At 46.3% G+C, this 12,121-nt stretch carries 13 protein-coding genes and 1 pseudogene; 3 read left to right on the top strand and 11 right to left on the bottom strand.

Features of this window, described 5'->3' with window-relative positions; translation table 11 throughout:
- Positions 1-268: 268 nt before the first annotated feature.
- Positions 269-1,069 carry a hypothetical protein gene (locus Q1A86_RS15275; protein ID WP_299808108.1) on the top strand — a complete coding sequence of 267 codons (801 nt, stop codon included), beginning with the start codon at positions 269-271 and terminating at the stop codon, positions 1,067-1,069.
- Between the two features lie 72 nt (positions 1,070-1,141).
- On the opposite strand, the gene Q1A86_RS15270 is transcribed toward Q1A86_RS15275, so the two are convergent.
- Genes Q1A86_RS15270 through Q1A86_RS15225 form a run of 10 tightly spaced genes read right to left on the bottom strand, consistent with a single transcriptional unit; the run spans position 1,142 to position 9,290 of the window.
- A complete protein-coding gene (locus Q1A86_RS15270) occupies positions 1,142-2,842 on the bottom strand; it encodes a Na(+)/H(+) antiporter subunit D (RefSeq protein WP_299808105.1) in 1,701 nt (566 codons plus the stop codon).
- Positions 2,829-3,200, bottom strand: coding sequence for a hypothetical protein (locus Q1A86_RS15265; protein WP_299808102.1), 372 nt, complete (start codon positions 3,198-3,200; stop codon positions 2,829-2,831). The genes Q1A86_RS15270 and Q1A86_RS15265 overlap by 14 nt, the downstream gene beginning before the upstream one ends.
- A complete protein-coding gene (locus Q1A86_RS15260; RefSeq protein WP_299808100.1) occupies positions 3,190-4,680 on the bottom strand; it encodes a monovalent cation/H+ antiporter subunit D family protein in 1,491 nt (496 codons plus the stop codon). The genes Q1A86_RS15265 and Q1A86_RS15260 overlap by 11 nt, the downstream gene beginning before the upstream one ends.
- On the bottom strand, positions 4,677-6,155 hold the full coding sequence (locus Q1A86_RS15255; RefSeq protein ID WP_299808098.1) for a monovalent cation/H+ antiporter subunit D family protein: 1,479 nt from the start codon (positions 6,153-6,155) through the stop codon (positions 4,677-4,679). The genes Q1A86_RS15260 and Q1A86_RS15255 overlap by 4 nt, the downstream gene beginning before the upstream one ends.
- Positions 6,149-6,517 carry a cation:proton antiporter subunit C gene (locus Q1A86_RS15250; RefSeq protein WP_299808323.1) on the bottom strand — a complete coding sequence of 123 codons (369 nt, stop codon included), beginning with the start codon at positions 6,515-6,517 and terminating at the stop codon, positions 6,149-6,151. The genes Q1A86_RS15255 and Q1A86_RS15250 overlap by 7 nt, the downstream gene beginning before the upstream one ends.
- Positions 6,517-7,584: a Na(+)/H(+) antiporter subunit B gene (locus tag Q1A86_RS15245; RefSeq protein WP_299808321.1), complete on the bottom strand. Its 1,068-nt coding sequence runs from the start codon at positions 7,582-7,584 to the stop codon at positions 6,517-6,519. The genes Q1A86_RS15250 and Q1A86_RS15245 overlap by 1 nt, the downstream gene beginning before the upstream one ends.
- A 32-nt stretch (positions 7,585-7,616) precedes the next feature.
- Positions 7,617-7,958: a monovalent cation/H(+) antiporter subunit G gene (mnhG, locus tag Q1A86_RS15240; RefSeq protein WP_299808096.1), complete on the bottom strand. Its 342-nt coding sequence runs from the start codon at positions 7,956-7,958 to the stop codon at positions 7,617-7,619.
- A complete protein-coding gene (locus Q1A86_RS15235; RefSeq protein ID WP_299808094.1) occupies positions 7,955-8,251 on the bottom strand; it encodes a monovalent cation/H+ antiporter complex subunit F in 297 nt (98 codons plus the stop codon). The genes mnhG and Q1A86_RS15235 overlap by 4 nt, the downstream gene beginning before the upstream one ends.
- Complete coding sequence (locus Q1A86_RS15230; protein WP_299808092.1) at positions 8,245-8,832, bottom strand: Na+/H+ antiporter subunit E; 588 nt, start codon at positions 8,830-8,832, stop codon at positions 8,245-8,247. Before Q1A86_RS15230 ends, Q1A86_RS15235 begins: the two co-directional genes overlap by 7 nt.
- A gap of 26 nt (positions 8,833-8,858) precedes the next feature.
- A complete protein-coding gene (locus tag Q1A86_RS15225) occupies positions 8,859-9,290 on the bottom strand; it encodes a hypothetical protein (RefSeq protein WP_299808090.1) in 432 nt (143 codons plus the stop codon).
- A gap of 538 nt (positions 9,291-9,828) precedes the next feature.
- Between Q1A86_RS15225 and Q1A86_RS15220 the strand changes: the two are divergent.
- A pseudogene (locus Q1A86_RS15220) lies at positions 9,829-10,002 on the top strand (IS5/IS1182 family transposase); the annotation flags it as partial.
- Positions 10,003-10,177: 175 nt separating this feature from the next.
- Here Q1A86_RS15220 and Q1A86_RS15215 read toward each other — a convergent pair.
- On the bottom strand, positions 10,178-10,612 hold the full coding sequence (locus tag Q1A86_RS15215) for a dCMP deaminase family protein (protein ID WP_299808088.1): 435 nt from the start codon (positions 10,610-10,612) through the stop codon (positions 10,178-10,180).
- Positions 10,613-10,840: 228 nt separating this feature from the next.
- Between Q1A86_RS15215 and Q1A86_RS15210 the strand changes: the two genes are divergently transcribed.
- On the top strand, positions 10,841-11,947 hold the full coding sequence (locus tag Q1A86_RS15210; RefSeq protein ID WP_299808086.1) for a M20/M25/M40 family metallo-hydrolase: 1,107 nt from the start codon (positions 10,841-10,843) through the stop codon (positions 11,945-11,947).
- The last annotated feature ends 174 nt before the right edge of the window (positions 11,948-12,121 follow it).

Raw genomic sequence — 12,121 nt, 5'->3', positions numbered from 1 at the left:
TCATTAACCCGTCATAGGCATACATCAAAAATGGCAAGACTGTCAGCCTCCCTTGTTCAAAGTAGCAGCGCACCACTCATTTCAGTATCCATATGTGATAGAAGTACAACGGATTAGCAAATTTTGCGATTTAGCTTGCCTATGTTAGTCATGTTCAACATATAATTCGCGTGATTTTCCCTATAAATTTAATTGCTTATGCCTTCTTTGTTGTTTTAGTGGGAAAAGTTCTATGTATTTTTTGGCTACACTTTGGAATTGTGAAAAAATGAAGTATTTACTCCCTTTTATGTTAGGTACAGTCGTGCTAGTTGGTTGTGGTGGCAGTGATAGTAGTGATAATCATGAGTCAGACTCAATCATTGCTGAAACGGTAAAGTGTACTAACTTGGCCGAAGCTGGCTTATGTACTCAAAATATTTATGGGGCTTGGGGGCAGATAGATCTGACATGGGCTACTTGTAATAGCGTGTATTGTTTTGAGGATGGTACAGCGCCTGCAGAAAGCCCTAGTTTGACACGTTGGCGTGAGGGGGAGCTTATCCCTGTTTATTTCCTCAACGCTGAAGACACCCGTTTTACTTACGCAATGAATAAAGCGGAAAGCTTAGTTGGCTATCAGCTATTTGATAGAAAAGGCGTGATCAAGCTGGATATCAGCGACACGAATAACATTGATTACTCAAGCGTCCCTACAGACTGGGGCTTCATTTGGAGCCAAGGTACCACTGCAGGTAATTGCGGTTCGGGCACCGTATCTGTAGGCCCTATGACGACTAACATTGTCAACCATAGTGTTGGACTTGATTACGGTATCATTCAGCCTATAGGCAATACATTTACCTGGATCAATATCGATAGCGGAAGCTTGGACCCAGACCCAAGCTGTACAACCGTTGCTGATAATGAAGTTACCCTTCATGAGCTAGGCCATGCTCTTGGCATGAACAACCACTTCGATGGCTTTGGTAATGGCGGTGCATTTAATCAAAATGCACAGAGGGTATTGCGTACTATCTATAGTAACCCTCCTGGACAGCCTTTTGATGCGTTAAGTATCGCGCAATAAGGTTAAGTGGTCGAATTAGTTAATAGTACTAATTCGACCAAGGTTAACATCTAATTCAGCTCTCAACCTTCCCTAACCAAGAAAGCCAATAAACAGGTATGACGCTAAGATCACAGCGACCCATAACACCATATTGCCAGAAGGGTACGAGCCAGAGAGTAAGCCCCCCAAGCCTTTATGTTTGTTGGCAATAATAGACTGACATAGGCTTAGTTTGCCTTTAATCGCTTGGCGAAGTGCGCCATCAGCCTTCCATATTACCGCAAACACTTTTTGCAGCGTGGCGGGGATCGCGCGGCGATAGAACCAGTCCACATCCAGGTTTGTCGAGGGCAACTCGGGCGGATACATGCCTCTGAGGTTTAACCAAACAAACGCTAGGGCTGAGAACAGCAGTAACTGAGTTTGCGCCAGTACGTGGGTCGCATCGTAAGGGTTGTAACCCGTATCATATGGTAGCAGTGAATAGAGCGCTGCTGGATAGATACCGATAGCAATACACAGGCTTGCGGCGATAAACATGGCGAACAACATATTGCGAGGCGGGTCGCTGGCGCGCAGGCCTGAGTCGTGGGCGAAGAAGGCAAAATAGGGGATCTTGATCCCTGCATGATGAAATACACCTGCAGAGGCGAAGAGTAACATCAACCAGACCCAGTCATGACCCGTTTCAAGCGCGGCAGCCATTACCATCGATTTACTGACAAAGCCGCTAAACAGTGGGAAGGCTGAAATAGAGGCGGCGCCGATAATACACAGTATCGTGGTCTTGGGCATGGATTTATACAAGCCGCCCAGTTCAGAGCCATTGATTCTGCCTGTCATATGTAGCACAGCGCCCATGCTCATAAACAGCAAGCCTTTAAAGATCACATCGTTGAAGGCGTGGGCAATTGCGCCGTTGATTGCCAGTGCGGTACCAATCCCGATCCCAACTACCATAAAGCCCACCTGGTTGATTAGGCTGTAGGCCAGTACTCTGCGAAGATCATTCTCAATCACCGCAAAGAAAATCGGGAAGCAGGTCATGGCGGCGCCAATGTATATCAACAGCTCGGTGCCTGGATAGGCGCGCGCCAGAGCATAAACGGCGACCTTAGTGGTAAATGCACTGAGAATAACGGTACCGGTTGGTGTGGCTTCAGGATAGGCATCGGTAAGCCAAGTGTGGGCGACGGGAAAAGCAGATTTAATGCCAAAGGCGATAAATATTAGCCAGCCTGCAACACCTTCTAGGCCGATATTGTCAAAGGCCAGAGAGCCAGTTTCAGCGGCATAAAATAGTGCGCCTACCAGCAAAATAACCCCAGATAGAACCTGAATGATCAGATAGCGCATGCCTGCATGATAAGCGCGGGTTGTTCTGCGCGCCCAGATTAAAAATACCGAGGTAAAGGCGAGTAGCTCCCAAAATACAAATAGGGTCAGCAGATCGCCGGCAAATACCGCGCCCAGCGCACTACCCGCATAGAGCATCGCTGCTACTTGCTGTACGGTATCTTTGACATGCAGCGAGTAGATAATCGAGATGAATGCGGCGATATGAAATACGTAACCAAACATCAGGCTCAGCTTATCTGCGCGGTAGGGCACTAACTCATAATCTAAAAATGCCAGTTGTAGATGAATGCCTTCAGGTACAGTCCACAGGTGAATGGCACTAATAACAGGAATGGCGACCATTATGGCACCGCGCAGCTTGCCGCGGGTCATTGCCGCAATAAGCCCGCCTATAAAGAACAGAGTAAAGGGCGGTAACTCAAGCATCCACATTGTGATCACCTATATTGTTGTTTTTTGCCTGTTCGGTTTCACCCTTGTGTGGGGGCTCATCTGCAGCATTTTCTATAGTGTTGTCGTCATATCCACGGTCATATTCGCAGTCATAATAGTCTTCTGGGCGCATCAAAAAAGTTCGCATCCACTTTGCAACGAATACCAAGATGACACAGCCAACAAAACCATAGAGGGGGTAAAAAAGTGGCAGGTTTTCCCAGCTATGGTAGACATGGCGATGAATGACAAAATCTAGCGCCACAAGCAGTGCGCAGCAAGCATACAAAATATACAAAACTCTTTTGATATTTTTGGGGTTATCAAACAGGTACTGCTTGTTATTTTTATTGCCCATGGCTGACTCCCGGCACAGTTAAGATAGTCTTTGCCAATTCATAGAGAGGTTGCGGATAAAGAAATAGAATCAAGCAACCTAAGGTGGTGATGGATAGTGCGATTAATGACATAAAAGGTGCTTCGTTGATGGCCTCCTTAGCGGCTGGGTGGCCCTTGCCTGGAAAAAAGGCGTGGTATGGAATAGGCAGCAGATAGGCGATATTGAGTAGTGAACTCACCATCAGCACCATCATAATGACCCAATGTTCAGTTTCCATCGTGCCCATTAACAGGAACCACTTACTCCAAGTTCCACCAGCGGGCGGTACACCAATAATGCTTAGGCTAGCGATAAAAAAGGCCGCCATGGTCACTGGCATAGTAAAGCCGAGGCCGCGCATTTCACTGACTTTCGATTTATGGGTTGCCACCAAAATGGCACCAGCGCAGAAGAATAGAGTGATCTTGCCAAAAGCATGGGTAGCAATGTGCATGGAGCTACCGATAACGCCAGATGAGTTGGCCAGCAGTGCGCCTATGGTGATATAGCCCAGTTGGCTTACCGTCGAGTAAGCGAGTCGCGCTTTTAAGTTATCCTGACGCATCGCCACAATAGAGGCGAGCAGTACCGATGCCGCAGCTAAATAGAGCAGAAATTCAGTCGTTGGTAGAGTTGGTAGTAGTTCGATACCAAAGATAAACACACAGATCTTTAATATGGTAAATACCCCCGCCTTAACCACCGCTACGGCATGTAGCAGGGCGCTCACTGGTGTAGGAGCAACCATCGCGGCAGGTAACCAGCGGTGGAATGGCATGATGGCGGCTTTACCAATACCAAATACAAACAGTACCAGTATGGCGCCGAGCAAGCTGGTATCAACATCTGTGTGAAATACGCCGCCCGGTTTGAAGTCCAAGGTGCCAGCCACAAACCAAGTCAAGACAATCGCCAGTAGGAAGAAGGCGATGGAGGTTCCAAGCAAGATCCCTAAGTATACGCGTCCTCCTTGCTTGGCCTTTTCTGTACCAGCGTGGGTGACTAAAGGGTAGGTTGACAGGGTTAACACTTCATAGAAGATAAACAGGGTAAACAGGTTGGCCGAAAATGCCAGCCCCATCACTGCACTGATGGCTAACGCGAAGCAGAGGTAAAAGCGGGTTTGATTTTCCTCGTGGTGACCACGCATATAGCCGATAGCATAAAGGGTGGTTATGAACCACAGAAAGCTGGCAATTAGGGCAAACAGCATGCCTAAGGGCTCAACCACAAACTCGACGGCTAAGCCAGGTAGAAGCTGCCACCAAAACACCTCAATAGATGCGCCTGCACTAAGCCCTTGATATAGGTTTATCACACAATACATAACGACAAGGCTGATGCTAATCGTTACAGCCTCACGAAGGTTAGGGTGTTTTCCCGTTGCCAAGATTGCCAATGTGGCAAGCAGAGGCAATATAATGGTTAGCTGTAACAACAGCTCCAAAGAGTGATTCATGGGTTAATTCCAAACAAGCTTTGAGAAGCCGCCTGTGCCACTTGCACACTAAGGCGGGTATCGATGCCGAAATAGATATTGGCCAGTACCAGTATCCAAATAGGAGCGAGGAAGGTCCAAGGTGCTTCCTGCACCGCTTCACGACCCGGCAGAGGGGGCTTGAAATAGGCTGTTTCTACGATTCGCCATACATACAGGACTGCCAGTAGTGAGCCGAGCAGTAGCAACACCGCCACTGGCCACATGTCTGCCTCAATCGCGGCAAGTAACAAATACCACTTACTGATAAATCCAACTGTCAGCGGCACACCAATCAAGCTTAATCCGCCAATGACAATGGCTGCCATTGTTAGTGGCATCTGTCGTCCTAGCCCTTGGAACTGACTAAGCTGAACGCTGCCGATGCGGTACATCACCGCACCTAAGGCTAAAAACAGTGCGCTCTTCATTAAGGCGTGATTAAACATGTGCAGCAAGGTGGCCATAAGCCCGGTGCTGGTGTTGATGGCGTAGCCAATAATCATGTAGCCAACCTGAGCGATACTCGAGTAGGCGAAAATATGTTTAACATTGGTTTTATATATTGCCGCGGTAGAAGCGGCGAATATGCCAACCAGTCCGAGCACAATAAATAAGTTCTGTAGCGGCAGGATAGAGAAGGAAAGCTCGATGCCAAATACCGTATAAGTGAAGCGGATCAGTAGGTAAACTGCAACTTTAGTGGCTGTAGCTGCGAGAAAAGCGGTCACTATTGAAGGTGCGTAGCCGTAAGCGTTAGGTAACCACAGGTGCAGTGGAAATAGGGCTAATTTTAAACAGATCCCCACCACCAAAAAGGCAAATGCAGCAAATACGGTGCGTGTTTGGTTGACCTCTGCAAGCCGATTGGCAAGATCCGCCATATTCAGCGTTCCTGTCATCTGGTATAGCAGGCCGATACCGATCAGAATAAAGGTCGCGCCGATAGTTCCCATGATCAGATATTGATAAGCGGCCCAAAGGGCGCGTCTATCTTTACCCAAAGCAATCAGTGCGTAGCCTGACAGCGAGGAGATCTCTAAAAATACGAATACATTAAACACATCCCCTGTGGCGACAATACCGAACATTCCCGTTAATGACAGCAGGTAAAGGCTATAAAACAGGGTGTGACGCTCTCTAGGGAGTTCTTTTTGAATACTGGTTTGCGCTGCAAACAGGACGACCGTGCCTATGGCTGAGATGATCAGCAATAGCAGCGCGTTGAGCTCATCGATACGATATTCGATCCCCCAAGGCGCATCCCAACCCCCAAGTTGATAAGTAATGGTGCCGGCGCTCATTACTTGTTGTAGTAGGAATATGCTGTTTACGAAGGCGAAACCGCTCACCAATAGGGCAAATAGCCACACCAGTTTTGACCGGTTCAGGAACCAGCACAAAGGCGCAGCCATTAGTGGCACAATAACTTGTAAAATAGGCAGATGTGCTAGCACTTTGAACTGTCCTCTGTAAGCTGATCTTGAATTTGGATCTCATCTTCTTCTATAGATCCGTATGACTCTTTGATTCTGATGGCTAATGCGAGTCCTAGCGCGGTCGTTGCGATACCGACCACAATCGCGGTGAGAATAAGCACATGGGGCAGCGGGTTAGAGTAGCGGCTCACCCCTTCGGCCAAGATTGGCGCGCTACCACTATCGACATTGCCCATGCTGATGTAAAAGATAAAAACCGAGGTCTGAAAAATCGTTAAGCCAACCAATTTCTTGATCAGGTTGCCATGGGCGATAACGATATAAAAACCGATCATCATCAGCAAGACTACGATCCAGTAGTTATAGAGTCCGAGTACCATCATGCCCCCTCGCCGTTGTTGTGTTTAATACCGTTAGATTCAGTACTTTTTAGTTCATGACTTTTTTGCTCAGGGCTGTTTAGCTCTGGGCTGTTCTGATTATTGGGGTGTTGTTGTGCTTCTCTGCGGCCGGCAAAGTTGAAAAATATAACGATCATCACCGAGGCGACAGTGCAGCCCACTCCGAGTTCGATAAGCAAAATACCTAGGTGCTGACCGCCAATCGGGTCCTCAGCTAATACGTTGTAATCTAAAAAGTTACCGCCATTAAATAGCGAGAGCACGCCAACACTGGCGTATAGTAAGAGTCCGGTAGCAGCGATCAGTTGGATCAGTGATTGACTAAAGATGTGCCTAGCAGTCTCTAGCCCATATAACATTGCATAGAGGATGATTGCGGCGGCAAAAATTACCCCAGCCTGAAACCCACCTCCAGGGCCAAAATCGCCGTGGAACTGCACGTAGAATGCAAACAATAGGATGATAGGGATCAATGCCTTGCTAACAATTCGCAGTACGATGTGTTCCTCATACATTTGTTCTTTGCTGCTCTCTGCTAAGCTGTTCTCATCTATTTGATATGACTTACGACGTGGCGGCAGTGATAAGAGAGACAAGACTCCAATGCCGGCAGTAAAGATCACAGCAACTTCACCTAAGGTGTCAAATGCTCGGTAGCTCGCCAGCACAGAGGTGACAATATTGGGTACACCGACCTCCTGCATCGAGTCGTTAATGTAACGAGGGGCGACATGTTGATGAATCGGTGCATCGAAACTGCCAAAATAAGGCATATCCATAGTGCCGTAGATCAGCATGCCACCTGTGATCATTACCACCAGTAAAGCTAACAAAGGTTTATGACGCTTAGGCGCCTCGGTGCGGCCTGTCATGGTGATGGCTGCCAGCATCAGTAAACCTGATATGCCTGCGCCTACAGAGGCTTCGGTAAAGGCCACATCGACCGCATCTAGTACAACAAAGAAGCTCGCAGACAGTAAGCCATAGATCCCCGTTAACATCACTACGGCCAACAGATCTTTTGTCCGAACAATGGCGATAGCAATTACGACGAGAAAGCTTAATAGGACGACATCAACTATGGTTTCGATGGCTTGTCCCCTCCCTTATTAGTTGACTCATAAAGCACAGGGTGCAAGTTATTACGTAGAGCCGTTTTGGCCAGAGCATGACTTGCAACAGGGTTGATCAATAGTGTGAACAGTAAAATCATCATCAACTTAAGCAGTACCAGCCCATGTGGATTTTGTAGCATCAGGCCAATGAGGATCATTCCTGCACCTAAGGTGTCGGTAACCCCTACGGCGTGCATACGAGTATAAAAATCAGGGAAGCGTAAGATGCCAATACCGCCGGATAGGCAGAGAAAGCTGCCGAGTAGTAAGCAAAATCCACTCGCGATGTCGAGTAAGAGACTCATTGTTTCCCCTCCTTGGTTGACGCTTGTTCTTGGGGCTGGTGATTGAATTCAACAGAGTCAGAAAATCGCAGTACACCGATAACACTGATAAAGTTGATCAGGGCATACACTAGGGCGATATCCAAAAACTCGGGTCGCCCCATTAAAAAGCCCAGTACCGAGATAAGTAGGACGGTTTTGGTGCCAAACATATTGAACGCTAGGATCCGATCATATAGCGTTGGCCCCACGATGCAGCGAATGATCGCGAGGAGCATGACTACGAGAATTGCGACTGTGGCTGCAGTTAACATCTGTTTTCCAATTCAGTTACCCGGCGATCCATCTTTCCGGCTTTTAAGATATCGATATTTTCCTTGCTCAAGGCATGGATGATGACGCGATCATCGTCTAAGCCCACCGCTACTGTGCCAGGTGTCAAAGTAATGGAGTTGGCATAGATAACCTTGGTGAGATCTGTGCGCTGAGTGGCGTCTATCGTGGCGAGGGTTGGGGAGATACTGCTATTGCCAAGCCAAATGTGTTTGACCACTGAGATATTGGCGATAATGATCTCTTTAGCGAGCCATAACATGTAGCCGGGCATTTTGGTTGAGAGGTGTATTGGTTGAGACTCATGGTCGATTACATTCATCCTGTTTGCAATATATAGCACTAGCAGGATAGAAGCGGCCCCCAGTGACAGCAGGAGTGGGTTGCTGTAATTTGAGTTTATCCACCAAAAGAGCGACAGGGTTAAGCAGAGACTAAGTGCATGGCTCGGCAAAAACCTGTTTTTTTCTTCGGGCGTTAATTTATCGTCATTTAGTCTCATTTTCTCACCGTTACCAATAAGCTTATTGAGTCGGTTAAGGGATGGTTCATGCTGTGCCATTACATTTCACCTGTGGGTTTGGTTGCTTACGAACATGAAGATTCTGCTTCGATGGCATAGAAAATTTGAGTGTGTAGTAATTGCATCGTTTCGATAGGATATGAAAAATGTTCAATGAGGCGCTCTGCTAAGTGCTCAATATTTTCATCCTTAGGCAGGCATAATTGGATCGGTTGCTTCTTTGATGTCAGATTTCCTACTCGAGTTCGATAGGCTCTATCCAGAAATACGCCCGATGCTTCACGCAAGACATAATTTGATTCTGTGGTTAAGGAACCGGCTAAAAAACCCTGAATATAGTAAACACAGGAGTTTGCAGAGAGCTCTTCAGAGGTATTCTTAAGAGACATACAAGATTCAAGCAGCGCTTTCTCCTCATCTGTAGGGGCTGCTGGGCCTGCAAATAACGAAAATGATAAGGTTAATGTTAATAATATTGATAACTGGCTGCACTTCATTAAAACCTCTTATTTTTATGTTGTTTTATTCGAGAGTCATAAATGCATAGCAAGCAAAAATAGTTATAACCCATCGAAAGGTTTTACATGTTAATAACTACTCTACACTGAAACGCAACAGAATGTTCGCCTGCTTGTTCTACTTACTTCTTATCTATCTATACGCTTGATTGCTATCTGCTTATATAGAGGTAATTTATTGAATTACCTCTACTTAGAACTCATATCTTAATGTTAGATATCATCATTTTTTTGTTACTTACAGTTAAGATTAAATGACTAGCTAGTGTAAACTCGGAAATTGCTGCTTAATTGAACGTAAATAGCGAAGTGTTTTTGTATTGCCTTGTTTTTATTGGGTTATTAGCTTGTTGTTAATGGGTGGATGGGGCTGGTGGCGAGATAATTAAGTTTTGATTTATGTTAAGTTAAGCTTGTTTATGGTTTATTTTAAGTTTATTTTAAGCTTTTATTTGGTCTAATTTATAACTCAGGACGGCGTTGTGGCCTAAATCGAAGGAAGCATTTGCTTGAATGGAACTGCCATCAAGGATCGCTATCTGAGGTCGCGATTTATCGGTATAGGCAACTCATCAACCCTAAGTTGAGCTTGGGTGATTATTTTGCACAAATCGGTGAAGTTTTGGCTGTTGTTAAAGCGATGAGCAAAGCCATAGGGCTAGGTTTACCTGCTAGACAGGCAACGGCTTAAACTAGAAAAACCTAGGCATAACGGTATCTCTGTTAGCCATTTATTTTTTAAGGTTGTTTAAACAGCGTGCTAGAAATTAAAAAATTAGCCTGACATAGAACCTTTAACTTCCGCTGAAAGATACTAAAAAGGACGCTATTCAGCGTCCCTTTTAGTATCTTCAATCATCGCCCTATTAGTCGGCTTTCATCCAGTCAACCTTAACCCCGGCTTGGTCGAACATATCTTGGCTTATTTTAATCTTCTCTGCCCAGCGTGATAAAAAATCTGCGCTTGGTTGTGGGCTATGCACTGTGCTCAAACCTGTTTGGATTATCTTGGCGGCGCAGTTAGGGCAGGGAAAGTGAGTCACCCAGATCTCACAGCCGCTAAGATCGCGTTTGGCATAGAGAATAGCGTTCTCTTCGGCATGAAGGGTTTTTAGCAGCTTCATCTCTCGGTTGTCGGTTTCGGCACTATCAGAGATCCCGTGGGGATAGCCATTGAAACCTAATGAGACAATTCGGTTATCTTCGGTGATCACCGCGCCCACTTGTGTGGAGGGGTCTTTACTCCAAGATGCAACGAGCTCGGCCATCTGTAAAAAACGTGTCGCCCATTTTGTCATCATCTCACTGAAACTCCTAAATCGATATTATTGAACAAACTGCTCTAACTAGTAGTTATTCTCTATGCAGAACAATGATAAATCAACATATAACCTATCAACAGGGAATTAAATGGCTCTGAATCAGTGATCACATATTCTTTCTAGCATTTCTTTGATGTAATCCAGAGATGCAGCGGGCTACTAAGGTTTATGATTATTGTTCGTTTCGCAAAAAGAAGTCGCACACAGATGGCAAATATCAATCAAGAAAGGCTCGTTGAACATTTTATCTCGCTAGTGAAAATCGACAGTGAATCAGGCAATGAAAAAGCGGTGGCTGAGGCGCTAACTGAGCAGCTTGGCCAACTGGGCTTTGACGTCACCAAACTAGCTGTACCTGGCGCCATTACCAATGGCTTTAATATATACGGCAAGCTACAAGGTGAGCTTGAAGGCAGCATCGTTTTCAGTAGCCATATGGACACAGTGACGCCTGGGATTGGTATCGAGCCGATCATCGAAGATGGCATCATTCGCTCTAAAGGCGACACCATTCTAGGCGGCGATGATAAATCGGGTATTGCGGCTGTGATGGAGGCGGTTCGCTGCATTCAAGAGCGTGGCCAAGCCCATAAAACCATTGAAGTGGCGTTTACCGTTTTTGAAGAGCGCGGCATGCATGGCGCGAAGAGTTTTGATATCAGCAAGATTGAATCTAAACAGGCGATCGTGCTCGATTCTGGCGGCCCTATCGGCACCATTATAACTACTGCGCCGGGTCAGCAAAGCTTGAAAGTGACGATTAAAGGTAAACCAGCCCACGCAGGGCTTGAGCCTGAAGCTGGCATCAACGCGTTAACGGTGGCTGCAGATGCGATTAGCAAGATGCAGTTAAGCCGAATCGATGATGAAACCACGGCCAATATTGGTGTGGTGCAAGGTGGTCAGGCAACTAATATAGTGATGCCAGAGCTGTATATTGAAGCTGAAGCCCGCTCACTCAATGATGACAAACTAGCAAAGCAAGTGGCGCATATGGTGTCGACTTTTGAGACTGCGGCGCAGCAACACGGTGCTAGCGTTGAGATTGACTCAACTCGCTCTTATAACGCTTATCATATCGCCGATGATGACGCGCACGTGTTAGAGATTAAAGATACTTTTGCTGCAATCGGTATTGATGCTATGACCAAGCCTACGGGCGGTGGGTCAGACGCAAATATCTTTAATGCGAATGGCTTAAAGACGGTTAACTTGTCGACGGGCATGTCGAAAGTGCACACCACCGATGAGTTTATTGCGGTTGCCGATATGCTGGCTATCACTGAGTTCGTTCACTGCTACCTAACGCGCTGATAATTAACAATGGCCAGCTATAGTGGTTGGCCTTTTTTCACTCCAGTCGTATTGATCTATAACGGCTAGCGCCTTCATTTTAGTGTGCTTCCTTGTTTCCTTTGTGCTTAAGGTTTTGTTTTGAGGTGTCAGAATAAACGGGGCTGAGCTTGCCAAGATTCTGTTCAGCATAAA

Source organism: uncultured Shewanella sp. (assembly GCF_947497935.1).
In the GTDB taxonomy this organism is placed as follows: domain Bacteria; phylum Pseudomonadota; class Gammaproteobacteria; order Enterobacterales; family Shewanellaceae; genus Shewanella.
Note: the sequence above shows the minus strand (reverse complement) of the source record. Positions and strands in the feature narration are given on the sequence as shown.